This window comes from Bradyrhizobium sp. HKCCYLRH3099 (genome assembly GCF_051167855.1).
Taxonomy (GTDB): domain Bacteria; phylum Pseudomonadota; class Alphaproteobacteria; order Rhizobiales; family Xanthobacteraceae; genus Bradyrhizobium.
In genome coordinates this window covers 105158-128738 of sequence record NZ_JBNPTW010000009.1, presented here as the reverse complement: position 1 = coordinate 128738, position 23581 = coordinate 105158, and the positions used below count along the sequence as shown (strand labels likewise).

Below are 23581 nucleotides of genomic sequence, written 5' to 3'. Positions count from 1 at the left end.
AGGCACGTCTCTCGTCACCCCCGCTGTCATCGCCCGGCTCGACCGGGCGATCCAGTACTCCGAGACGCCGGCGATGGAATCGCGAAGCCGCGGCGTACTGGATGCCCCGCCTTCGCGGGGCATGACGATGGGATATGCGGAAACGTCCTCGCGACACGATGCGCCCGAGCTATTCATGAAATTCGTCGCCCCCTCAAACAGAGGGCGCAGGGAAGGCCGGGCGCTGGCCACGCCCGTGGCCCGCCTGCAGAAAAGAAAGCAGGCGGCAGTCACCACAGGTCTGGCCGAGAACGCCCGGCCTTCCCCGCGCAACGGTTTTAACGGCTGCTTCGCGTTCTCCCTGGTGCGCCGGCTTGCTGGCCACCATCCCCCCGCGAAGCGAAGCCTCAACGTGAGTTGATATCAGCGTCGGGATATCAGGACCGCGCGACTTGACCGTGCGTGCCTCGCCGTTCGTCCGCGCAGATGAACTACGCTGCGTCGACACACGCCCATCGCATCCCACTGCCAACGATCCGTGACGGTCGCGAAACGCCCCTCATGCGGCAGCAGGGACGCGCGGAAATGTGCCGGTGATTTGCCCGACGACACAAGGGGACACGCTGCGGCAAACTAACACGACGGGCAATTTGAGCATGGGAGGGATGCGGCAATGCGCATGCGATGGACATGCGACGGATGTGATCTTGCCAAGAGACCATGTGAGCCGAGATGTCCGCCGCGCAGACGGTGCGCTCCCCTCCCCCTTGCGGGGAGGGGTTGGGGGTGGGGGTCTGCGCGCGATGATGTCAATGGCTTGCGGGGCGTCCGAACAACAAATCGGCGCCCTCATTGTTGAGAGCAAGCGACGAGTCCGACTCTCATCAAATGCGGGGTTCGCGGACCCCCACCCCCGACCCCTCCCCGCAAGGGGGAGGGGGGCTCACCGCCGTTGTGGTCAGCAGCGGGGCTCGAGCATCTTCAGGAACTTAGCCGCCTAAACAGAGCGTCGTCCTGCACTCCACCTCAGAACGACGTTCCGCCGCCGAACCTGAACTCCTGCGTGACGTCGTATTTGCCCTTGGACAGCGGCACCGCGTAGTCGAAGCGGAGGGGACCGAAGGGGGAGGCCCAGATCAGGCCGACGCCGACGGAGGAGCGGATGACCTTGCTGTCGTCATACTGCATCGCGCATTTGCAAGTCGACGTGTTGACCTCGCCGGTAGCGGCCCAGGAGGTCGGGCCCTGATAGCCCCACAGCGAGCCGGCATCGGCGTAGACCGAGCCCTTCAGGCCGACCTCCTTGGGCAGGAACCAGAACGGCATCTGCAACTCGGCCGAGGCGCCCCAATATTTGGTGCCGCCCAGCGCATCGCCGGTCGCGCCCAGGCTGCGATAGGTGATGTCGCGCGGGCCGATGCCGTTGGTGGCGAAGCCGCGCACCAGGGTCGGGCCCATCTGGTAGTGGTCGAGCATGCGCAGGTCCTTGTCGCCGACCTTGTTGAGGACGCCGCCCTGCAGATGGATGACGCTGACGATGTCGGCGACCAGCGGCGTGAAGTATTTCGCATCGATAGCCGACTTCAGATAGCTGACATTGCCGCCGACGCCGGCGAAATCCTGGCGCCAGTCGATCAGCAGACCATCGGTCGGGTTCTTGGTGTTGTCGAGCGTGTTGTAGTTCAGCGTGTAGCCGAGCGCGGAGGTCAGCGCCGCGCCGTCGTTCAGCTCCTTGCGGACGGCCAGGCTCGATTCGCCGTCGCCGTAGCAGCCATAGCCGTAAACGCCGGATGAGGTCGAATTGGTCGGATCGACGCCGCCGAGCACGCTCTGGATATAGGCCGGGGTCGGATTGAAGGCGAGCAGGCCGTTGGCGGAGTTGTTGTTGCAGTTGGCGAGATAGGACGGCAGCGTGATCTCCTGCCGGTACAGCGAATAGCGCAGCTGCAGCGACAAATCCTCGCGCAGCTGGAAGCCGAGCCGCGGGCTGAAGCCGACGGTGCGCGTGCCATAGCTGGTGTAGCTGTTGGCGAGCTGCTGGCGGTAGGAGACGTCGAGGCCGAGCGCGATCCGGTAGTCCAGCAGATAGGGCTCGACGAAGGACAGCGACACGCCGCGGGTATATTGTCCATAGGTGACCGCCGCCTTGGCATAGAGTCCGCGCCCGAGGAAATTGCGCTCGGAGATCGACACCTCCGCCAGCGCGCCATCGGTCGTCGAATAGCCGCCGGAGATCGAGAAGTCGCCGGTCGACTTTTCCTCCAGCAGGACGTTCAGGATCACGCGGTCGCTCGACGAGCCCGGCTCGGTCGTGATCTTGACCTCCTTGAAGAAGTCGAGGTTCTTCAGCCGGCGCTCGGCGCGGTCGACCAGCGCGCGGTTGTAGGCATCGCCCTCGGAGAGGTCGAACTCGCGCCGGATCACGTAGTCGCGCGTGCGCGTGTTGCCGCGGATGGCGATGCGCTCGATATAGGTGCGCGGGCCTTCGTCGACGGAGAACACGATCGCGACCGTGTGCGCCTCGATGTTGCGGTCGCCGCGCGGACGCACGACCGCGAAGCTGAAGCCGCGGCGCGAGGCCTCGATCTGCATCTCCTCGACGGACTTCTCGAGCTGCTCGACATTGTAGAGAGCGCCGACACTGACCCGCGAATAGCCGCGCAGCGCATTGGCATCGAGCGCGGCGACGGTCGACTGGAAGTCGACCGAGCCGACGCGATATTGCTGGCCTTCCTCGATCTGGAACGTGACCAGGAACCCCTTCTGCTCCGGATCATATTCGCTGAGCGCGGCCACCACCTGGACGTCGGCATAGCCGTTCTTGAGGTAGAAGCGGCGGATCAGGTCGCGGTCGGCCTCGACGCGATCGGGGTCGTAGACGTCGTTGTTGCCGAGGAAGCTCAGCCAGTTGGTCGCGCGGGTCTTGATGATGTCGCGCAGACGCGCGGCGGAATAGGCATTGTTGCCAACGAACTCGACCGACTTCACGCCGGTCTTGACGCCCTCGACGACCGTGAAGATGAGGTCGACGCGGTTGTTGGGCTGCTCGATGATTTCAGGCGTGACGCGCACGTCGTAGCGGCCGGAGCGGCGGTAGATCTCGGCGATGCGCTGCGCATCCGACTGCACCATCGGCCGGGACAGCGTGCCGCGCGGCTTCGACTGCACCTCGGCCTGGAGCTGCTCGTCCTTGACCTTCTTGTTGCCCTCGAAGGCGATGCGGCCGATCACGGGGTTCTCGACCACGCGCACCACGAGCCGGCCGCCCTGGCGGTCGATCCTGACGTCGGCGAACAGGCCGGTCTGGATCAGCGCCTTCAGGCCGTCATCGACCTGGCCGGCGTCGAGCGCGCCGGACGGCCCCGGCTTGAAGTAGGAGCGGATGGTGTCGGCTTCGATGCGCCGGTTGCCTTCGATGGTGATCGAGGTCGCGGCCGCCGCAGGGGCCGCCGCGGCGGTGCGGGGCAACGCGGTCACCGGCAGGGCCAGCAGCATCAGGGCAAGCACGCCCGGCAGTCTCAGACGCATCATCGACGCTCTTTCGAAAAGTCAGAGTCCTCGGCGCGACGCAGATGCCGGCACGCCCATGTGAATCGCTGATGCCCGCGAAAGATGGTCGTGATGCGCCATTCTCGTTTCGTGAAATGTCGGATGATGCCAGATGTGACGGAGTGTTTCCGGTCAGACAAACTTGCGCGGCGGGCGGAGCGACCGAGGCCGTGGCCTAGTATGAAGTCCAACTCCGGCACTGCGGCCAGAAGGCAACGGCCGCTGCGGACATCTTCGTTAAGCAATTGGTCCGCCCGCGCCGCATTCGGCGGCTACCGACATCAAATTCTACAAATCTTAGGATGTCGGCAACACCAGGGAAAAACCAGGGTGCTATCTGATGATCACCCGAACTAAGCCCCCAAGTAGTTCGGCCAAGGCCCGGTGCGCGTAGATTCCCATACTTATTCCGGCGCACCGGGCCGCCCTGGTTAGAGCTTGATAGCATGCAACAAGCGCAGTGCCCGTGAATGCGCCCTCGCCCCCAAGCGAAGCAAAGCTTCGCCAGGGTGGGAGAGGGCATGTGGGACAGCGCTGCAAGCTCGGTTGGGTGAGGGGTTCTGTCCAAGAGCGCCGTTCGCCGAGAGAGACCCCTCACCCGATCACATGTGTTGATCGGCCGGCGATGCCCTCTCCCACAAGGGGCGAGGGCGCTGTATCGGACAGCCCGCTCGCGGCTGCTTGGCTCACCCCGCGCGCCGGAGGTTCCCTCTCCCCCCGCCCGAATCACCACAATGTCCGCCGCTGTTGCGAAATTGCCTCTGGATCGACTGGCGAAAAACGATCAAAACGTGCGGCAGCGCCGATGGTTAATCGCGTCTTAACCTCGCCCCACCTATGGTGACCTCCAAGGCACCGGTTCATGGGCGATCGGCGGCTTCCACTGGTTTGGCGCGCGTTTTACGTATGGCAATGACCGCTTCATCCCCCGCGCCCGCTGGCGCCAGCCATTCGGAGAGCGAACGCTCGCCGTTTGCGCGGCTGAACGAGCTGCTCGCCCCCTATCAGCCGGGCAGGCCGATGATCACGCTCGCCGTCGGCGAGCCGCAGCATCCGGTGCCGGATTTCGTCGGGCCCGTGCTGGCGCAGCACATCGCCGATTTCGGCCGCTATCCCGCCGCCAAGGGCATCGAACCGTTCCGGAAAGCGGCGAGCGCCTGGCTGTCGCGCCGATTCGCGCTGCCGCGCGCGGTTGATCCCGAACATGAGATTCTCGTTCTGAACGGCAGCCGCGAGGGCCTGTTCTTCGCCGCGCATGCCGCGCTCCGCCATGTCGGCCCGCGCCGCGGCAAGCCGGCGATCCTGATGCCGAACCCGTTCTATCCGGTGTATGGCGTCGGCGCCCGCACCGCAGGCTGTGAGCAGGTGTATCTACCGACGATTCGCGACAACGGCTTCCTGCCCGACCTCGACGCGATCGACGAGGCGACCTTGGCGCGCACCGTCGCGTTCTACCTCGCAACGCCGGCGAATCCGCAAGGGTCGGTGGCCTCGGTGGACTACATGCGCAAGCTGGTCCGGCTCGCCAACGCCTACGGCTTCCTGATCTTCAGCGACGAATGCTATTCCGAGATCTACACGCGACAGGCGCCGGGCAGCATGCTCGAGCATGCCGGTCCCGACTACAGCAACGTCGTCGCGTTCCAGTCGCTGTCGAAGCGCTCCAACGTGCCGGGCATGCGCATCGGCTTCGCTGCCGGCGATCGCAAGTTCCTCGCGGCCTTCCATGAGCTGCGCAATGTCGCCGCGCCGCAGGTGCCGGTGCCGCTGCAGCATGTCGCGGTCGCGGCCTATGCCGACGAGGCGCATGTCGAGGAGAACCGGCGGCTGTACCGCACCAAGTTTGACCTCGCCGACCAGATCATCGGCAACCGCTACGGCTATCAACGCCCCGACGGCGGCTTCTGCGTCTGGCTCGACGTCGCCGATCGCGGCGGTGACGAGGAGGTGACGCTGCGGCTGTATCGCGACGCCGGCGTGCGTGTCGTGCCCGGCAGCTATCTGGCGCGGCCACAACCCGATGGCTTCAATCCGGGTGTCGGCTATATCAGGCTGGCGCTGGTGGCCGATGCGGCCTCGACCGGCGAGGCGCTGCACCGGCTGGTCGAGACACTCGGATAATCGCGGGGCGGATGCGGATGCCGGCGATCGAACGAGTCATTCCCCTGGTCAACCACCTGCCGACCTCGCTGCGCGAGGCGCTGGTGCGGCGGCTGCGCGAGCTCGCAGGCCTCGGCCTGATCGCGCTGTGCGGTGTCGCGGCCGCGGCGCTGATGACCTGGTCGGTGCAGGACCCGAGCCTGTCGCATGCCACCTCGCGCGCGATCCGCAACATCCTCGGCTATCCCGGCGCGATCAGCGCCGATCTCCTGATGCAGATCCTCGGCCTCGGCTCGATCATGGCGATCCTGCCGCTGGCCGTCCGCGGCTGGCGGATGATGACGCACCGCCCGTTCGACCGCGAGGCGCTGCGCTTCGGCGCCTGGGTGCTCGCGGCCGTCATCGCCGCCGGCTTCGCCAGCTGCTGGCCGCGCTCGCATGCCTGGCCGCTGCCGACCGGCCTCGGCGGTGTCGTCGGCGATGCCCTGGTGCGCGCGCCGGCCGTGGTGTTCGGTCCGCCTGGCGTGATCTACCGCATAGTGCTCGGCACGCTGCTGCTGGTCGCGATGATCGGCTGCCTGCTGGTCGCCGGCGGCATGGGCGCGAAGGAAGCCGATCCGAGCCTGGTCGACGAGGAAGAGGACGACACGCCGCTCGCCGATCCCGAGGATGACGACGACCGCAAGGCGATCCGGCTCGGCTGGATCTTCCACGCGCTGATGAGCGCGAAAGCGCAAATCGGCTGGTTCCTTTCGACCGCCTATCGCGCACTGGTTTCCTCCGGCCCGCAACCGCGCACGGCCGCCGCCGGCCGGCAGGAGCCGAGCCTCGCCCGCGGCCAGAAGAAGCCGACGCTCGCGCCCGAAATGGAGGGTGACGAGGACGAGGAGGAGGAAGAGACGGCCGGCGACGAGGAGGACGACGAGGAGGAGGAGCCGGCACCGAAGGCACGCAAGAAGCCGGCGCCGAAGACTCCGCCGAAGAAGTCCAGCGACAAATACGATTTGCCGTCGGTCTCGATGCTGGCGGCGCCCAAATCCTCCGACCGCCAGCCGCTGTCGAAGAGCGAGCTGGAGGCCAATTCGCGCGCGCTGGAAGGCGTGCTGCAGGATTTCGGCGTGCGCGGCGAGATCGTCAAGGCGCATCCCGGCCCCGTCGTCACCCTGTACGAACTGGAGCCGGCGCCGGGCATCAAGTCGTCGCGCGTCATTGGCCTGGCCGACGACATCGCCCGCTCGATGAGTGCGCTGTCGGCGCGCGTCGCCGTCGTGCCCGGCCGCAACGCCATCGGCATCGAGCTGCCGAACGTGCATCGCGAGAAGGTTTACTTGCGCGAGCTGCTGGTGGCGAAGGAGGCGACGGAGAGCGTCGCCAAGCTGCCGCTGTGCCTCGGCAAGAACATCGGCGGCGAGTCCATCATCATCGATCTCGCCCGCACCCCGCACATGCTGATCGCCGGTACGACCGGCTCGGGCAAGTCGGTCGCGATCAACACCATGATCCTGAGCCTGGTCTATCGCCTCAGGCCCGACCAGTGCCGGCTGATCATGGTCGACCCGAAGATGCTCGAACTCTCCGTCTATGACGGCATCCCGCATCTGCTCACGCCCGTGGTGACCGACCCGAAAAAGGCCGTCGTCGCGCTGAAATGGGCGGTGCGCGAGATGGAGGAGCGCTACAAGAAGATGGCCAAGCTCGGCGTGCGCAACATCGACGGCTACAACGCCCGGCTTGCGGAAGCCCGCAACAAGGGCGAGGAGCTGACGCGCACCGTCCACACCGGCTTCGACAAGGAGACCGGAAAGGCGATCTATGAGGAGGAGAAGCTCGACCTCGATCCCCTGCCCTACATCGTCATCATCGTCGACGAAATGGCCGACCTGATGATGGTCGCCGGCAAGGACATCGAAGGCACGGTGCAGCGCCTCGCCCAGATGGCGCGCGCCGCCGGCCTGCACGTGATCCTGGCGACGCAGCGTCCGTCGGTCGACGTCATCACCGGCACCATCAAGGCCAACTTCCCGACCCGCATCTCCTTCCAGGTGACGTCGAAGATCGACAGCCGCACCATCCTCGGCGAGATGGGCGCCGAGCAGCTGCTCGGCCAGGGCGACATGCTCTACATGGCCGGCGGCGGCCGCATCAGCCGCGTCCACGGCCCGTTCTGCTCCGACGAGGAGGTCGAGAAGGTGGTGCGCCATCTCAAGGCCCAGGGCTCGCCGGAATATCTCGAGGCGGTCACCGCCGAGGAGCCGAGCGAGGAGGACGGCGCCGTGTTCGACGCCACCGGCATGGGTGGCGGCGGCGGCGGCGACGACCTGTTCGCGCAGGCGGTGGCGGTGGTGAAGCGCGACCGCAAGGCCTCGACCAGCTACATTCAACGCCGGCTGCAGATCGGCTATAACAAGGCCGCTTCACTGATGGAGCGGATGGAACAGGAAGGCATCGTCGGCCAGGCCAACCACGCCGGCAAGCGCGAGATCCTGGTGCCCGAGGAAGAAGGCGGGTTCTGAGCCCTGCCCGCCTCGGTCCCAGATCTGCCGTTTCCGTGTCGTAACTTCACGCAATTACGATCACGCTGACCGACCGAACCACGATAGAAACGCGGAAACATCAGGACGCCGTTTTGAAAAGCCCCTTGTTGAACAGCACGTTTTCATCTCCAGCGGCTGGCCCCGGCCGCCGCTTGTCGGCCTGGATGGTGGCCGGCGCCATCACCGTCCTCACAGCGGCCGGCGCGACCGGCCATGCGGCCGCTCAGGGCTCGCCGGCGCCCAAAGCGGGGCAGAAGAGCGGCGGCCCGCTCAGCGCCTCCGAGCCGCAGCGCGGCGGTCCCGTGGCCACCCAGACCACGCCGCCCAACCCGATCATTCCCGATCCCCGGCGCAACGTGCCGGCAAGCATCTTCACCTCGTTCGACGCCAACCAGAAGGCGCAGGCCGCCAAGGTCAGCGCCTATCTGTCGTCGCTGCAGACCCTGGTCGGAAACTTCGTCCAGGTCGGCCCCGACGGCAGCAAGACCAAGGGCGATTTCTACATCCAGAAGCCCGGCAAGGTGCGCTTCGAATATGAGCCGCCGACGCCGATCGACATCATCGCCGACGGCTCATCGCTGGTGGTGCGCGACCGCAAGCTGGCGACGCAGGACGTCTACCCGCTGTCGCAGACGCCGCTGCGCTATCTGCTGTCGGACCGCATCGACCTGCTGAAGGACACCAACGTCATCGCGGTCTCGGCGGACGATCTCTATGTGACGATCACGATCGAGGAGAAGCAGGCGCTGATCGGCACCAGCCGGCTGATGCTGATGCTCGGCGCCAAGGACGGCCAGCTCAAGCAGTGGACCGTGACCGACCCGCAGGGCTACGACACGACCATCGCCGTCTACAATCTCGACACGACGAAGAAGCTCGATCCGGCGATGTTCAAGATCGACTTCACCAACTACAGCACGCCGCCGGGCTGACGCCGGGCGGCGCACCGCTCAGCGCGATTCGAGGCCGCGGACCTTCCACTGCGCCTCGGACAGCGCCAGCTTCTCGAAGCGCTTGCGCGCCTCCTCGACGTCGTCGGCGGCAAGCGCGTCGCAGCCGGGACGCGCGCGCAGGATCATCGCGGTCGTCGCCCAACCCAGCCGCGCCGCCTTGCAGGCCAGCAGCAGATCCATCAGGCGATCATCCTGCAGCAGCGATTCGATCGTCTCGATCGAGACCACGCAGAGCAGCGCGAGCGCCGCGATCACGGCGGGAAAATCGCCGGTGACGCAGAAGCGATTGACGGCGGAGTCGCCGAGCTTGCCGCTGCGGTTGAGCGCGGCGACCTCGGCCTTGACCTGCTCATAGTCCCACATCGCCCGCATCGCGGCGCCCGACGACCGGGTCGGCGCGGCCTGCAGCGTGGCGCGGGTCGCCGGCGGCGCGGCCTTGATGAAGCGGGTGCGGGCGGCCTCGCTGGCGGCGGCGACGAAAGCGCGCGACAGCTTGGCCGGGAGATCGGTGCGCAGCGCCAGCTTCTCGGCCAGGTCCTCATCGCGCTCGGCGATCTTGAACAGGCTGCGATAGCCGTCCTCGGAGAGTTTCGCGGTGAGGTTCTGCGCCAACGCCATGCGCACGGCCGGGAAGCCGCGGGCGATCAGCTGCGTCGTGAGACTGTCGCCGATGCCCCTGCGGCTGGCGATCGCGGCCAGATGCGCCGGGCTGCCGGTCCGGATGAACTCCGCGAGATCGCGTTCGGTCAGCACGGCCGCCTTGGCCAGCATAGGACCGGCGACCCGCAATTCGGGATGCACCGCGAGCAGACGGACGGTGGCGTAGGGCGCACGCTCGACACCGGCGAGCGCCATGCTCAATTCGGCTACCAGCTCGGTCGCGACCTGCGGCATCAGCCGGGCGAACATCTGGTCATAGAGATCGAGCTGCTCGTCCGACGCCGGACGCGGGCCGGCGAGGAACAGGCTGGTGGTCCGGCGCAGCATGTCGGTGGCGAGTTCGGACACCGTCCTCGCCTCACCGGCGGGCGTTTTGACGGATGGAGCTGCCGCAGGCGCTGGGGGCATTGCAATTCTCTCATGGTCGGCGCCGGCCGGCTGTCAGGCGGCGCGCATCGCTCATCAATTTGCGGAAGAATGCGAAGGCCGGACTAAAGGGGCGTTAAGCCAACCACGGGGAACTACGGAAGCGTCAGGCCGTCGTTAACGGATTTTACCCGGTCCGGGCCAATGTTCTCGTCTTGTTCTTGCGAACACCCTCCGCTTCCGCTAGCCTCTGCATCGGGAGGGGCACCATGGTCCAGCGCGTTTCCACCGTCGCCTTCGAGGGGATCGAGGCCCGCGCGGTCGACGTGCAGGTCCAGGTCGCGCCGGGACTGCCGGCGTTCGCGATCGTTGGCCTCCCGGACAAGGCAGTGTCGGAGGCGCGCGAACGAGTCCGCTCGGCGCTGATCGCCTCTGGCCTCGCGCTGCCGGCGCGGCGGATCACCGTCAACCTGGCGCCCGCCGATGTGCCGAAGGAAGGCAGCCATTACGACCTGCCGATCGCGCTCGGCCTGATGGCGGCGATTGGCGCGATTCCGCCGGATGCGCTGAGCGGCTTCACCGTACTTGGCGAGCTTGGCCTCGACGGCTCGCTCGCGCCCGTCGCCGGCGTGCTGCCGGCCGCGATCGGCGCCAATGCGCGTGAGGAGGGGCTGATCTGTCCGGCCGCCTGCGGCGCCGAGGCGGCGTGGGCCAGTCCCGACCTTCAGATCATCGCGGCGACGTCGCTGATCCAGATCGCCAATCACTTCAAGGGCACGCAGGTGCTGTCGCGGCCGCAGCCGAAGATCCAGGAAGCACCGGCGAGCCTGCTCGACCTGCGCGACATCAAGGGCCAGGAGAGCGGCAAGCGGGCGCTGGAGATCGCAGCCGCCGGCGGCCATCATTTATTGAAATGATGTCCTTTTAATCCGTTGTGCGGTCAGACAATTTGCGCTTCGGGAATCGAAGTGTATTCAGATGCCATCCGAATTTTGTGGGTGGTTGTCGATGTCGGGACACAAATTCCCTGCGGCAGTGAGATATGCGGTCTGCACGGTCCACGGATCGCATTGCTATATGTGCAGCAAGCCCGTCGATCTTCAGACGATGCGGGTTGATCATGTTCTCCCCCGATCGCTGCTGGATCAGCCGGAGCGGCTGTCGACGATTCTCGCCGACTACGGCCTGCCCCAGGACTTCAAGATTGAGTCCTCCGAAAATTGGTTGCCAGCTTGCGAACCTTGCAACGTTGCGAAGGGCGATCGGATATTTCAGCCTGCACCGATTGTGTTGGTCCATATCGAAAGGGCCCGATCTAACGCAGCGAAAGTCGAGTCCGTTGCAGGGCGAGTTATACGAAATCAAGCGATATCAAAGGCATTAAATGTCCTTGAACGAGCGCTGAGTGCGGGACAGATCGATCCGTCGATCCTTGAGCCTCTAATCCGTGACTACCGGCAAGCCGCAAATCAGGGTGATGTACTCGAGTTCCGGATCTCTCCGGATCAGACGGTGATTTATGAGGGCGATTCCTACCGAATCGTGCGCGGACACTATGGGGTTGGATATTCTGCTTCCCGGGGTCCCGTGGATATCTCCTTTGCATGCCCACACTGTGGCAACTATGGCCCATGGAGTGGCGCTCGATGTTTAGGCTGCGGGCATCTCATTGAGCTCGATTAGGACACACTAAAGAGCCCGCACCTGAATGTACGGGCTCTTGCCGTTCAACTATGCTGGATACGAAACCGACGACTCAGCAATTCGCTTCAGCATGTACATCGCCGATCGGAGAGGCTGACACCTCCTGTGAGGTCACCCACTCTATGGCGTCGTGGTCTAGCTTGTTCTGTGAACATAGATCTCGCTAGAGCTCACGATGCGCTAGGATCTCCTCGCTCCTCAAATTCAACCGCAGACAATGCAGCGCTCTAAAGGTCACGGCCGACCGCAGTAAGTTCTTGAAGCAGCCTGACGCGATCATCCCTCTTGATGAACAAGATGCTTTTTGGCCCTTGAATAAACAGATTGTACCCGTCCGACTCCGGCGCTTCGACACACCGATAATCACCGAACGTTCCACCCTCGGTAATCGCCCTTCGAAGATCAGCCACCTCGCTTTCATTAGTCGGCCCATCAGTGATCAAAAACCGATGAACGTCGAACGTGTCAGTCGTTTCTTCCAGACCACCCCGCCAGCCGGCAAGCGGCCCTTTACCTCTACTAGATGCTCTCATTAGTGTTCTCGCTTTGCACATGCAGCACCATGATTAGGCTGCACGAAGCAGAACTATGGCTGTCGAACATCAACTCAATCGGCAACTCTGCACTTCTCGAACACGGGAGGTCTACGTGTTCGAGAACCGTTGGCTCATCGATCGAAAACAGCTCTCAACTCGGCTATAAGGGGCTCTAGTCGCACTCGACGTTTGGCAGTTAATTTCATGTTCCCGGTAATCGCCTTCTTAGCTGCTCGATCAAGCCGCATACGAAGCCGATCAATCGACTTGTCGCTTCCATACTCTGACTGCGATAGAGGATCATGTTTTACGAACGAACGATAAAGGTCGCTTCGCCGCTTCAGTCGACTCGTTTTTCGAAACGCCATGAAACGATGAAGCAGATCGAAGTCCTTATCATCACCATAAACGACATCGGCTATCGACTTCTTGTCAAGGTATAGATGGTCGTAAACTATCGCGCATAGGAAGGCGACGTGATGCTGATTGTTGGGGTCTAATCCGACCTTCTTGAACAGTAGGTCTCTCTTGCGGAATAACTGAGCAGCCTGCCGTCCCTGCAATAGCTCTGGGGGCAGCTCCAGACCAGACTTTCCAGCGACACTCAGCAGCATCGCAAATTCATCAATTATCAGCTGTCCACGAGGCTTCATTGTCCGACCGATGACTCTTTATTGGACCTTTGTAATGATTTTTGGCAATATTTTAGATAAGGTCCAGAACTCTTCTGTTCTGTCCTCTTTTAGAGATGAGACATACGATTCTTCTGAGGATGATCCTGCACCAACACTTACTCCGCGTATGCGGGTCTATTTAGGGCCGAGGAAGACCGCCTCTAGCACTACCGTATCAATCCAGGCCTCAAATTCCGCTTTAGAGCGGTCCTTGGTGAGATAGTAGGACGCTCCATCATCTGCGGCTCTTTGGTGGAGGTTAGTGCTCCAGGGGGATTCAGCCCAAGCGTTCTTTACAGTCTGCAAGAACCGGACCCCGACCACGTGTGCGGGGCGCTCCACGAGAATATGTGCATGCCATCCTCGGTCATGCCCGTACTCCAGGAAAGGTATACGCCGAACTCTTCGGTTGAACCGTTGGACGGACCGTCCATATATCGCCCGATCAACTCGCTTGCAGAGCAGTTCAACCTCACGACGGGCCAAACTCTCGCTCAGATGAACAGGGGACCCGTTTTCGCCTTGGATCGCTTCCTTGAAGTTCAATGAAACGAGGGAAGTGTCCGTCCAGGTGGATAGGTTCCCCTGAACCCAGGTTTGGGTCTCCCATCGCAATCGTTTGAGGAGCCGCAGTTCTTCGTCCGTCCTTAGTTTCTTCAATATATTTGCTCCCCACCGTTCTGGGCGAGCATACCGGCGCCCGATCGCTTTTCGACCGACCGCCGCAATTTACCCGAACATGAGGGTCCCTGGTGTTCGAGATCCCGCATGTGCCTGTTCGCCCCCGGTCTGCCACCAAGCGTGATCACGCAATCAACAGGACGGCCCAAGCAACTGAAAATATTGCCGGCCGGCAGCAGTGCTTTGACCGTGGCGGTTCAACGGATCTCGCTGACTGCCGTTATCGTTGGTTCACCATCGATATCGATAAGACGTATTTAACCGCGAGCAGTTCGAGAAGAGCTCCGACGGAGGTTCAGCTGGAATGCGCCCCCAGCAAAGACGGCGGGAGCATTTGTCGTGCAGAGCCTCAGAAATTGCATTCTCCCGGGAGAGGTTAGGAAAGATCAACGGGGCCAAGAAGCTTTTTTTCTCCCAATTATCGTTGCCCAGATCGCAGATCCGGGGGAGGGCGGCTCCATCGACAACAGGAGCCCTTCAATGGCAAGACCGAGTCTATCCCTGGTTTCCGTTCAGAAGCCGACCGCCAACACACCCGTCCTTCAGCGGCGCAACAAATTCACATCGAGCATCGAGCAGCAGATTATTAAGGTCGGTCTTTTTCGGGAGGGAAAGCGGATCTCTCGCGAGCAGTTTTGGGTCGATGGCAACGGGGCGATCTACTTCCAGCTCCGGTACGGCAAGCAGCCTCTAGAGCTGGAAAAGGGCAAGAGCACGCTGAAAGCATCGACGTTCGAAGAACTGGTCGAACAGCTGGACCAGCTCAAGACTATTGCCGTAGCCGGCGGTCTGGATGACGCACTTTCGGCCTGTGCAAACGCCGTCCGAGCCAACTTTAAGACTGCCAAGGAGAAGAAGGCAGGTCGGGGCTAGGGATCTCGCTCAGCCCTTTGGCGAGCGCTTCGCTGGCTTTTGGAAGAATTCGGCCGGCTCGACGTCCAAAACAGACGCGAGCTTGCCGATGATTTCCAGTCCGACGTGCGGAATCGCCCGCTCCACCCGGCTGAGATAGGCCCGGTCAATCTCTGCGTCATGCGCCAATTGCTCCTGAGAAATCCCTCGGGAGTGCCGTATCCGACGCAAGTTGATCGCAAAAAGTTGGCGCAGGTCCATAGACCGAGCCAACCGCCTTGTGGTTTATTCGCCCACGGCTTTAAAGCCTCAAACATCACCTTCTTTTGCAACAGAGACGGATTCGATGGCAACCGATTCTCGCCCGCCTCACTCCTCAACGTCAGGCAAGCACGTATTGGCCGGCGCAGCCTTTGTTGGCTTAATCCTTGGTATGGCTGCTGCATCAAATCGGCTGCTGGACGACTTGGGGATCGCCGATAGCCCTGCGCTTTCGATCGAGCAACGAAAGGAGAAGGCACACCGTAATCAGGCGTCCTGGCTCCAGCAGTCAGCCCCCATCCTGGCCGTGAAAAAGGAACGCTTCCCGCCGCAGGAATATCCTCCCATGCCTGCGTTCTCCACGTTGGAGATTAAGTCCCTCGACGATCAGGACGTCACGGTCACGGATGTCATCGTGAATAACAAACGGGAATGCGTCGGCGTGATAGCTTCGCTTCCAAAGACGCTCGGCACCGGGGACGCAATCAAGGTTCTACCGCAGTGCGATCCAGTCAAGGTCATCGTTTCCACAGACCACGGCGATCAGCTGTTCACATGGGATCAATGAGCACACCGCAATGTCTGTTGCATAGCAACGCTGATCCGCCTGCCATGGAGATCTCAGCGGAATGCCGGCCCTACTGCTTCATTCCAAGTTGCTCGGCGCAGACGCTGCCGAGCTGGACACCAGTTGGGATTGGCCCGTAGTAAAGACTGCTGTCCTTGTCTTCGGTGTCGAGACTTTTGATCGTTCCATTCTGCGATGCAACGACATTCACCTTGCATGCATACGCCCGCGAGCTTCCTGATGCGCTGGATGGACCATCGCGAGAGACCGAGACCGCACTTCCACTAGCCAGCTGCCAGCTATAGGCGGCCTCGCCACTGTTCATCTTGAAGCTGCTGGCGGGCGGCCCCCAACGCACAACAAGGGCATCTACATTTTTTCCGACGTATTCTTGACCTAACTTGGCGCGGACGTCGGCGCCCGTTGCGTAACATCCTCCCAAAGCCACACAGAGCAAGGCAATCCCCAGCCAACGCATGTACTCTCCCCCCCATTTTCTATTCAAACGCCGCCGTCCCTTTGGTCTCGAGGGGGGCGTCCCCCTCTAGATCGATTTTGCGGGCGAACCTCGGTGCATGCCAAGATTACAACCTGATTGCGGTCATGCTCCGCTCTAGTGTAGGTTGATGGCTCTTCAAGCGCACTGCACTTGCATTGTTGTGCACGTGGGCAATCCATCATCGGATCTAGCACGTGTTGCAACGCACAATCTATGTTAAGACCAGCGATCCGGACATTTTCATCGCGTGGGACTTCAATCCGACCACGAACAAATACGATTTAAATCCCCGCGAAGTACCGCGCTCGCAGGTCCCAAAGCGATTTTTAGGTGGCTCATCGTCTGGCTCCTCAGAGGGCCGACACAGAACGCCTGCTAGTCGTTCATATTCAAAGCAGGTTGGATCGGCCAGCCGGACTCAGCCTAAAAAGAAGCCCACCGCGCGATCAGGAGTCGCCAGGCTGAAGCCCAATGAGCCGGCAAGCGAGTCGTCGGCAAAAAAAAAGTCCAAAGGCTCGACGCCGGGTCCCGTGAGGGTCCCCGCCCCGAGGACGAGGTCTTCAGAACATAACACGAGGATTTCTCGATCTAAGGGGTTCACGTCGCGAACTGAAGCGGGCTTTCGGAAAGGGCATGAAGCTGCCCAGCACTCCGGTGAATTTCTAGCCGAAGCATTTGAACGAATGCACGTGCCTCCGCCGCAGACTAACGCAGCTGAATTGGGTTCTAGATCTTTTGTGCCCCCAACGGAGCGACAAGTAAACATTTGGATCCCCGGCAACACCCAAAAGACGCCGCTAGAACTGGGTCAGGCCTATCCGCTATCTTTCATGGTCGGAAAACCTTTGAGCGATAGCATTACGCAAGGCATCGAAGCAGCTATAGGCTCGAACGACGTCCCAAAAGGCGGCTTACAAACCGAGTGGTTGGTGGTCGCCCGCGGCGCTGAACTTGCTCCAGGAACGCCCGGTACTCAGGTCGCTCTTTCAAATCCCGACAACATGCTCACTTGGAGCTGTCGGTTCAGGCTCCTGATTCCGGAAACTGGCGATAGTCATTCCGTTCAACTCAAAGTTACACCGACGGAAACCTCTCCAGCGATCGACGTCATCGTTTACGCACTCAACCAGCGCGGCAGTTCTGAACTTGCAGAGCTCTATCGACAGTTTAAGATTGTTTTGAATACACGCCAGACAATCGGCGCCACCGCTGTCGAACCAGCTCGAATTGTTGATGAGCAAATGCCTACGGCAACTGCTCACGTGGGCATCCGACCCGCCCACGAGTGGACTACTCCTGTAGAAGTTCTGGACATTGTAGTAATCGGCTCTCAAGCCGCGGTAATAGGCGTTGCTGGTAATAAGCACATTAATTCAATCGAGCCCTGGTGGGGCGTTCCAGCTCAAGTAGGCGGCTCGATCGATAACATTCGTAAAGCTGCGGAGGTCTTGCGTGCCAGATTTGAGCGTCACTTGGACGACATTGATCCAGGCGATCTAACTGATCGTCTCAAACGATGGGCAAAGCGCGAAGGTGGTCCAGAATATAATTGGTCGTTGCTAGGCAACTACGCCGATCCCTCGCATCAGACGGAATGGGAGCGCATAGCTGTTAGCCAGGAGCTTCGCATGCTGGCTTATTGCGGTCGACGACTTTTTCAAGCCTTTTTCCCGGGCCAATCGAATCTTTCTCGCTGGCTTACAGCACTACGAGCTGGCTCGCGCCTGAACATCTCGTGGACCGCACAGGCCGGCGCTGGATTTGTGCCACATGTACCATGGGGGCTGATGTATACGGGCGACGTTCCTGCTGAGGGCAGACCTGTCGACCCAATGGGATTTCTGGGCCTTCGTTGTCGGATTGCATATACAGCCCATGCGACTGAATCCGCTTCGCGCGCACTAGGATCGCTAGATGGCACACATCGGGCTCACTTTCTTTATTGGGGTGATGATTTGAAAGACGTCACCGCGAAGGAAGCGCGCTGGCAACGTGAACGATGGTGCGCTTTGAACAATCAGGTCTTTGTTCCCCACGATTTCTCCGATCCTAAAGCCGAGCTTCTTTATCTCTTAAACGATCCGCAACCTTCTCCGACTTCTGTGTTGTACTTTTTTTGTCAATGCAACATTGGCGACGGTAGCAATCCAATTCTACGTTTTGGCAGCACGAACGACCCGGCGAACATTGTTGTTCAATCTGATGTGGGTACGAGCGCTCTAGTAGATCGACCACTGGTATTCGCGAACGCGTGCACGACTGTGGCTGCGGATCCATTTATGGCCAACGATTTAGAGAACGCGTTTTTTGAGCGCGGCTGCCGAGCCTTCATAGGTACTGAGACAAAGGTCCCGATAGTCTTCGCCAGCCGCTTTGCTGAGATTTTCTTTCAGTTCTTTTATCGATTGCTCGATCCGTCGCCGATGGCCGCGGGAGAAGCAATCGCTCAGACTCGGCTATTCCTTTGGACGCATTACCGCAATCTCGGCGGTCTCTTTTATGGGTGTATCAACCAGTTCGATCTGTTTATCGCAAACGAAGACGAAATTGTCGCTCTTAGAGGATGATTGAAGGACAATGGATATTTATGAGGCTTTTCTGAAGGCTAGCACACTCGAGCGTCTAGCTCTGGTTCGAGATGATGCTAACAGCTTGGTTCTCTCACGCTTACTTGGCGCGGCTGCTTATCGCGAAATGCGGCAACTTGCCAGACATTCCCACGACACCAGTCACTTAGCTCCCGGCGATGCAAAGAACGTTGTCTTCGTACCAGGTGTAATGGGCTCACTGTTGATGAACAGCACCAAAGGCGGGATCTGGTGGATAGACGTGCGCACCCGGAACTATATCGATAATCTCGGCCTCTCGCCCGATGGCTCGTCTGACGCCGATCCGACCGACAGAGTTGTTCCAGCTACCGCCGATCCAAGTTACACACCCTTCCTGTCCGCCGCGATTCAAGAGGACGGTATCAGTCACGAGATCTTTTCGTATGATTGGCGCAAGCCGTTACTCCTCAGCGCCGATGCACTACGTGATCTAATAGTTCGGATGTACCAGAGTAACGGACAGAAGAAAGTCCATCTCGTCGCCCACAGCATGGGCGGCTTAATGGTACGCACCGCACTTATGCAGCATGCCTCTGTCCTATGGCCGATAATAGGAAAGGTTATTTTTATTGGCACACCACATTACGGCTCTCCGGCTATTGCGGGGTATTTAAAGAATCATTTGTGGGGCTTTGAACTAATGGCGCTGCTCGGTCGATATCTCAGTCGCTCTACTCTGCGATCATTGTGGGGGGTACTAAGTATGTTGCCGGCTCCGCGCGGGATATACCCTGGAACGCGGGAACACGATCCCTGCCCTTGGACGTCTGCCGAACCTCACGACCCTTTCATCCATCCTTGTGCTAATTTTGATCTGCATAAGGCAGACGCCTGGAAGCTTGATCTAGATCCGACGAGTGCCGTCAGGCTGCAACGCGTCCTCGATGGAGCCATGGATTTTCATCGGCGGCTTTACGAGGCTCACCGCAATCTCGACCAACAACAGCGAGATCAGATGGTGGTTATCGCTGGGGTCGGTCAGCGAACGTTGTTTCGACTGGCAAACCAGCCGGGATTCGCGGGATTGTGGGACAAAACCGACAAGGTGCTCGACCGGGTCCTTGATAACCCACATCGAGAAGGTGACGGCCGGGTATCTCTCGCTTCGGCTCTCCTAGAGAACGTCGGAGAGACCCGCTACGTCTTTGGCGTACATGGCGGTCTAACGAACATAGAGGCGGTGTATTCAGATGTGTTTCGGTGTCTTAAAGACCTCCCGTTGCAATTGCCCTCGACCGTGGCTGACGCTCTCAGCAGCCACCTAGCAGGTCCGTCGACCAGCAGCGCACCACACCTCGACGGTACCCACATAGTTGAATCAGGGAGCGAGGAAGAAGGAATATGGAACCTCACCCCTCCGTCAACTGATCGGATGGATGAATTGGACTCTATGCTCGCGGTTGGACAGCTTCCGGATTTTGCGCGCCTCCACTTGCTTTGATCTCTGCCAGTCTTTTGGACTACCGCACGTAATCCTTATTGGACCAGCGATCACCCGAGTAATGTGTGAATTGGAAATTGATGCGATCAGCTTCTCTAATTGTGCCATCGCAGCGTCAACAAGTGCGCTTGTCGCACTACACAATCTACGGTTTTCTGAGATAATCACCCAGAAAGCGGCAGAGCGACTTTCGAACGTTGAAGCTTCTCACCATTGCGGGAACATCCTTCTTCCAGAATATGGCCTACCTCAGGAACTAGCTCTCGCCCGCTAGGATCAGTGTCGCATCTATATATTTGCCGGCCCGCAACGGCATCTACCATATATTGATTCGGAGTTGTTTCGAATAGATATTCATGTTATGTTCTCTTGATGAAAATGGAGGTTGCCATGCGAAGGAATACCATAGGGGTCAGACATCTGCTTGAAGGTGGCATCCAAATACTAGAAGGTGAACCAATTGATTATGCAAGCAGAACTCACATTCTCGCCGCGATTCACCGCTTTCTAGAACAAGTTGAGAAGGGCGCAACATTCGCGCACGATCGAGCCTGCGTCGTCCCGCCTTCCGAGAAGTCGTCATTCGCGTCATATTCGTTCCTGGATCGCTATTTTCCCGATACAGCAGACCTGGGCACGACCATTCCGATCGTCAGAGAGTCAATCGAATGCTTGCAGCGGAATCAGACTGTGGTGTCGGAAAAAGCGTCGTTGACGCATGAGTTTTTGAAGAAGCTATTGAGCTCGCTACGGGCCGAGCGCCTGCTGCTTGCAGAAAACCCCAAATAGGCAGAGTGAAGCGATTGGCTGCTGACTGGTCGATCCAACGATCTGCGCTTGCTCTCCGAGCTACGCTTCAACGTTTAAGGGCTCAAGTTCGGCAAGCAAACGCAGTGCGATTCCCTGGTGATCATGCCGGGCCACGCCTCTTTCTTGCGTTGATTGGAGGTATGATCGACACCGCCTTCGGGTACCTGGACGATCTCAACGATCGTTCCATCGGACAGACACCTCAAGAGGTATTGATGGAGGTAGCCGAGATCATCAATGATGCATATAAGCATCTCTCAGACATGGCCGGGGTAGGCCAACAAGATCTCGCGTACCAGTTAGTACCAGCACTTCAGAGATGGTTCACGAGTGTCGGCGCAGCTAATACAATTTTCTTTCGCGCCAAACTTGAAGAGAATTACGAGATTTATTGGTACGATCCAGACGACCTACCTCATAAAAAACGATCGCAGACTCTTGAACGTGCAATTGCAGATATAACGTGGGATTTTGCGCGAGTTACCGTTCCAAGTAAGGCATTTTCCTATCTCCCCCACATGGCCATTGTTGCTCATGAGATCGGTCATGCAATCTACAAATCGATTCCCGTCTCGGTGCCGGACATCGCGCAAGAACGTATGATCGGTGCCGTTCGCAGGCGCCTATCCAAAAACGGAATGCCTTTCACCACTGAAACAGAAAAGCTGATAGGTGAAATCAGAGATGATTGGCTCGAAGAGCTTACTGCCGATGCGGTCAGTTACTTCCTTGCGGGTCCCGCAGCCTTCTTCGCTCTATCTGAGTTTCTCGGGTTCTTTGGTAAGGAGTATGGGTTCAATCAGAAGTATCCGCCACACAGCGTACGACGGGGGATACTCTTCCGACAGCTGCAAACGGACGGATTTGTTGCCGTATTCGAAGAACATACCTCGCAGGTCATAACTGAGGATTTCAATAGCGCTCTAATGAAGGTTACTCCCACCGCTGACGCACTCTTTGAAGCAGAAAAAGAGTTCTTTGGAACGCGCAGCGCTGAGCGAGCAGCAATCTTCTCTGAGCTGCCAACTCAAATCTTAGACTTGGTTCCATGGATTTACGAGAATGTAGGACAGCATCTAACCCGAGTTGCTCCGAAGCAACTCTATACTGCGAGTCGACTGGACGATGATCTCGATAAGCACTTGCAGCCTCTTCTTATGGCTCTTCCTCCTATTGAAACCGATGGACCGCGATCTCCGAAACGAGTCGTGACCGAACGTGAAATCGATTTGAAGCTCACTAACAAGGTACCAGTAGAGTTCGCAAGCATACTCAATATTGGGTGGGCCGCTCTGCTTACAAAGCATACCGAGCTAAAAATTAAGCCGTCCGGTTCGAGCGACGAAGACTGTGAGCGGTTGGAAAGCATTCATGGGCTTCTTTTGAAGGCAGTCGAGCTATCTGAGGCTCTACGAAGCTGGAAACATTTTGAGGTCGACGATGGGAGTACTGTCGGGATATGAGCTTCGGCGGCGGCTCGCCTTGAAAGGGGAGGATAGCCTTGTTGTTAGTCCCCTACTAGACGTCGACGAGCAAGTAAAAAAGGATCAAGCTTCCATCGACATTAGGCTCGGCTTTAGTTTTGCTCTAGTCGTACCATCCGCCTACGGCGCCATAGACGAATTTCAGTCCGCCTCTCGTGACCAGATACGAGCCAATATAGCTGCACACTACGAGACCGAGTATGTACCTTTCGGTGGGAAACTTGTTATTCATCCGCATCAATTTATACTTGCTTCGTCGCTTGAGTACCTACGCCTGCCTGCCGATATAACCGCCCAAGTAATTGGAAGGTCGACCTGGGGGCGGCTTGGCCTTATTGTTGCGACGGCGATCGGTGTCCATCCGAACTTCGCGGGCACATTAACGCTAGAACTCCGCAACCTGGGTGAAACACCTTTGGTGATGTACCCAGGACAATCTATCGCGCAGATTTTCTTCCATACCGTCGAAACACCGAGTGAGATCGGCGACGGTGTGGGTCAGTACTCCGGGTCGGTCGATTTACTTCCGCGTCATATGTCGTCAAGAAAAACGTACCGTAGGATTCGGCACTATATTGAGTCTCGGTACGTTCGAGACGTGATGCACCGAGGTCAAGCAGTTCCGCGGGTACTTTCAGGCACATCGATAGGCGATGCGCTGAACGAAATGACTATTAAACAGTTTGACGCCGTGTTCGTTGTCTCAAGCCAAAACCGGTTGGTTGGCGTTTTGACCGACAGCGATTTGCGTGGCCATATGGAGGCCGATCTTATCTCTCGCCCAGTGGAACACGTGATGGCGCGAACGCCTAAGGGTATCGAGCCCAATCAGCTCATTAGCGAAGCGCGTGAACTTCACTGGAAGTATAACACGTCGCTCTTACCAGTCGTCGAGAAAGGACGGTTGATAGGCGTCGTTCGTCTTCGAGATATACTTGGGCCACAGGGAGACGAACGTCCTAAAGACTAAGTTAGGTCTTTTGAACCGCCAATCGCGGCCCCCCGAAAAGACCGTGTAAGCGCAGCTCTACGGTACGCATCCGGCGAAGACCACAGGTGGGAGTAGCCCGCGCGGATGGACGATCGATCGGAGCGATCAGGCAGCGGCAGGGATGGCGGTGTGGTTCCAGCTCCAGGGCAGCAGGTCTGCTATCCTGTTGGCCGAATGATCGGACAGCCTGGCGAGGACGTCGGCGAGCCAGGCCTGCGGGTCGATGTTACTGAGATTTGCCGTCTGGATCAGGGAGTAGATCGCGGCCGCGCGGCGGCCGCCGTCATCGGAGCCGGCGGAGGTGCAGTTCTTGCGCCCGACGGTGACCTT

The 23581-nt window shown here is 59.7% G+C and carries 16 protein-coding genes and 2 pseudogenes; 12 read left to right on the top strand and 6 right to left on the bottom strand.

Features of this window, described 5'->3' with window-relative positions:
- Positions 1-175 precede the first annotated feature (175 nt).
- Positions 176-400 carry a hypothetical protein gene (locus tag ACQR1Y_RS18970; protein WP_434877728.1) on the top strand — a complete coding sequence of 75 codons (225 nt, stop codon included), beginning with the start codon at positions 176-178 and terminating at the stop codon, positions 398-400.
- 605 nt (positions 401-1005) lie between these two features.
- Here the strand turns inward: ACQR1Y_RS18970 and bamA are convergent.
- Positions 1006-3510 (bottom strand): outer membrane protein assembly factor BamA, encoded by a 2505-nt coding sequence (gene bamA, locus ACQR1Y_RS18965; RefSeq protein WP_434877729.1) that lies wholly within the window; start codon positions 3508-3510, stop codon positions 1006-1008.
- 924 nt (positions 3511-4434) lie between these two features.
- Here bamA and ACQR1Y_RS18960 point away from each other — a divergent pair.
- The 3 genes from ACQR1Y_RS18960 (at position 4435) to ACQR1Y_RS18950 (ending at position 9094) form a co-directional block, all read left to right on the top strand.
- Positions 4435-5649: an aminotransferase class I/II-fold pyridoxal phosphate-dependent enzyme gene (locus ACQR1Y_RS18960; protein ID WP_434877730.1), complete on the top strand. Its 1215-nt coding sequence runs from the start codon at positions 4435-4437 to the stop codon at positions 5647-5649.
- A gap of 11 nt (positions 5650-5660) precedes the next feature.
- Positions 5661-8141: a DNA translocase FtsK gene (locus ACQR1Y_RS18955; RefSeq protein ID WP_434877731.1), complete on the top strand. Its 2481-nt coding sequence runs from the start codon at positions 5661-5663 to the stop codon at positions 8139-8141.
- 185 nt (positions 8142-8326) lie between these two features.
- Positions 8327-9094 (top strand): outer membrane lipoprotein carrier protein LolA, encoded by a 768-nt coding sequence (locus tag ACQR1Y_RS18950; protein WP_434877813.1) that lies wholly within the window; start codon positions 8327-8329, stop codon positions 9092-9094.
- An 18-nt stretch (positions 9095-9112) separates the two neighbouring features.
- Here the strand turns inward: ACQR1Y_RS18950 and ACQR1Y_RS18945 are convergent, their stop codons facing one another.
- Positions 9113-10183 carry a DUF2336 domain-containing protein gene (locus ACQR1Y_RS18945; RefSeq protein ID WP_434877732.1) on the bottom strand — a complete coding sequence of 357 codons (1071 nt, stop codon included), beginning with the start codon at positions 10181-10183 and terminating at the stop codon, positions 9113-9115.
- A 227-nt stretch (positions 10184-10410) separates the two neighbouring features.
- Between ACQR1Y_RS18945 and ACQR1Y_RS18940 the strand changes: the two are divergent.
- Positions 10411-11052, top strand: a pseudogene (locus ACQR1Y_RS18940) (magnesium chelatase domain-containing protein); the annotation flags it as partial.
- Between the two features lie 1460 nt (positions 11053-12512).
- Here the strand turns inward: ACQR1Y_RS18940 and ACQR1Y_RS18935 are convergent.
- Entirely contained in the window at positions 12513-12995 is a 483-nt protein-coding gene (locus tag ACQR1Y_RS18935; RefSeq protein WP_434877733.1) for a hypothetical protein, read from the bottom strand.
- A 1221-nt stretch (positions 12996-14216) separates the two neighbouring features.
- Here ACQR1Y_RS18935 and ACQR1Y_RS18930 point away from each other — a divergent pair.
- Positions 14217-14609, top strand: a complete 393-nt coding sequence (locus tag ACQR1Y_RS18930) for a hypothetical protein (protein WP_434877734.1) — start codon at positions 14217-14219, stop codon at positions 14607-14609.
- 9 nt (positions 14610-14618) lie between these two features.
- On the opposite strand, the gene ACQR1Y_RS18925 is transcribed toward ACQR1Y_RS18930, so the two are convergent.
- Entirely contained in the window at positions 14619-14849 is a 231-nt protein-coding gene (locus ACQR1Y_RS18925) for a helix-turn-helix domain-containing protein (RefSeq protein ID WP_434877735.1), read from the bottom strand.
- 85 nt (positions 14850-14934) lie between these two features.
- On the opposite strand from ACQR1Y_RS18925, the gene ACQR1Y_RS18920 reads away from it, so the two are divergent.
- Positions 14935-15417: a hypothetical protein gene (locus ACQR1Y_RS18920; protein WP_434877736.1), complete on the top strand. Its 483-nt coding sequence runs from the start codon at positions 14935-14937 to the stop codon at positions 15415-15417.
- A 70-nt stretch (positions 15418-15487) separates the two neighbouring features.
- Here the strand turns inward: ACQR1Y_RS18920 and ACQR1Y_RS18915 are convergent, their stop codons facing one another.
- Complete coding sequence (locus tag ACQR1Y_RS18915; RefSeq protein WP_434877737.1) at positions 15488-15895, bottom strand: hypothetical protein; 408 nt, start codon at positions 15893-15895, stop codon at positions 15488-15490.
- 866 nt (positions 15896-16761) lie between these two features.
- Here ACQR1Y_RS18915 and ACQR1Y_RS18910 point away from each other — a divergent pair.
- From ACQR1Y_RS18910 to dcd, 5 genes are all read left to right on the top strand, one after another.
- Positions 16762-18483, top strand: coding sequence for a hypothetical protein (locus ACQR1Y_RS18910; RefSeq protein ID WP_434877738.1), 1722 nt, complete (start codon positions 16762-16764; stop codon positions 18481-18483).
- Positions 18484-18493: 10 nt separating this feature from the next.
- The gene (locus tag ACQR1Y_RS18905; protein WP_434877739.1) at positions 18494-19966 is read left to right on the top strand and encodes a lipase family alpha/beta hydrolase; all 1473 of its coding nucleotides are present in this window, start codon (positions 18494-18496) and stop codon (positions 19964-19966) included.
- A gap of 390 nt (positions 19967-20356) precedes the next feature.
- Positions 20357-20755, top strand: coding sequence for a hypothetical protein (locus ACQR1Y_RS18900; RefSeq protein ID WP_434877740.1), 399 nt, complete (start codon positions 20357-20359; stop codon positions 20753-20755).
- A gap of 161 nt (positions 20756-20916) precedes the next feature.
- Positions 20917-22239, top strand: coding sequence for a hypothetical protein (locus ACQR1Y_RS18895; protein WP_434877741.1), 1323 nt, complete (start codon positions 20917-20919; stop codon positions 22237-22239).
- Positions 22217-23230: a dCTP deaminase gene (gene dcd / locus ACQR1Y_RS18890; protein ID WP_434877742.1), complete on the top strand. Its 1014-nt coding sequence runs from the start codon at positions 22217-22219 to the stop codon at positions 23228-23230. Before ACQR1Y_RS18895 ends, dcd begins: the two co-directional genes overlap by 23 nt.
- 126 nt (positions 23231-23356) lie before the next feature.
- Here the strand turns inward: dcd and ACQR1Y_RS18885 are convergent.
- A pseudogene (locus ACQR1Y_RS18885) lies at positions 23357-23578 on the bottom strand (transposase domain-containing protein); the annotation flags it as partial.
- Positions 23579-23581 lie beyond the last annotated feature (3 nt).

Bases quoted from the DNA above. Each gene is read 5' to 3' on its own strand.
- ACQR1Y_RS18970 (WP_434877728.1), top strand. From the start codon at position 176: ATGAAATTCGTCGCCCCCTCAAACAGAGGGCGCAGGGAAGGCCGGGCG.
- bamA (WP_434877729.1), bottom strand. From the start codon at position 3,510: ATGATGCGTCTGAGACTGCCGGGCGTGCTTGCCCTGATGCTGCTGGCC.
- ACQR1Y_RS18960 (WP_434877730.1), top strand. From the start codon at position 4,435: ATGGCAATGACCGCTTCATCCCCCGCGCCCGCTGGCGCCAGCCATTCG.
- ACQR1Y_RS18955 (WP_434877731.1), top strand. From the start codon at position 5,661: ATGCGGATGCCGGCGATCGAACGAGTCATTCCCCTGGTCAACCACCTG.
- ACQR1Y_RS18950 (WP_434877813.1), top strand. From the start codon at position 8,327: ATGGTGGCCGGCGCCATCACCGTCCTCACAGCGGCCGGCGCGACCGGC.
- ACQR1Y_RS18945 (WP_434877732.1), bottom strand. From the start codon at position 10,183: ATGCCCCCAGCGCCTGCGGCAGCTCCATCCGTCAAAACGCCCGCCGGT.
- ACQR1Y_RS18935 (WP_434877733.1), bottom strand. From the start codon at position 12,995: ATGCTGCTGAGTGTCGCTGGAAAGTCTGGTCTGGAGCTGCCCCCAGAG.
- ACQR1Y_RS18930 (WP_434877734.1), top strand. From the start codon at position 14,217: ATGGCAAGACCGAGTCTATCCCTGGTTTCCGTTCAGAAGCCGACCGCC.
- ACQR1Y_RS18925 (WP_434877735.1), bottom strand. From the start codon at position 14,849: ATGGACCTGCGCCAACTTTTTGCGATCAACTTGCGTCGGATACGGCAC.
- ACQR1Y_RS18920 (WP_434877736.1), top strand. From the start codon at position 14,935: ATGGCAACCGATTCTCGCCCGCCTCACTCCTCAACGTCAGGCAAGCAC.
- ACQR1Y_RS18915 (WP_434877737.1), bottom strand. From the start codon at position 15,895: ATGCGTTGGCTGGGGATTGCCTTGCTCTGTGTGGCTTTGGGAGGATGT.
- ACQR1Y_RS18905 (WP_434877739.1), top strand. From the start codon at position 18,494: ATGGATATTTATGAGGCTTTTCTGAAGGCTAGCACACTCGAGCGTCTA.
- ACQR1Y_RS18900 (WP_434877740.1), top strand. From the start codon at position 20,357: ATGCGAAGGAATACCATAGGGGTCAGACATCTGCTTGAAGGTGGCATC.
- ACQR1Y_RS18895 (WP_434877741.1), top strand. From the start codon at position 20,917: ATGATCGACACCGCCTTCGGGTACCTGGACGATCTCAACGATCGTTCC.
- dcd (WP_434877742.1), top strand. From the start codon at position 22,217: ATGGGAGTACTGTCGGGATATGAGCTTCGGCGGCGGCTCGCCTTGAAA.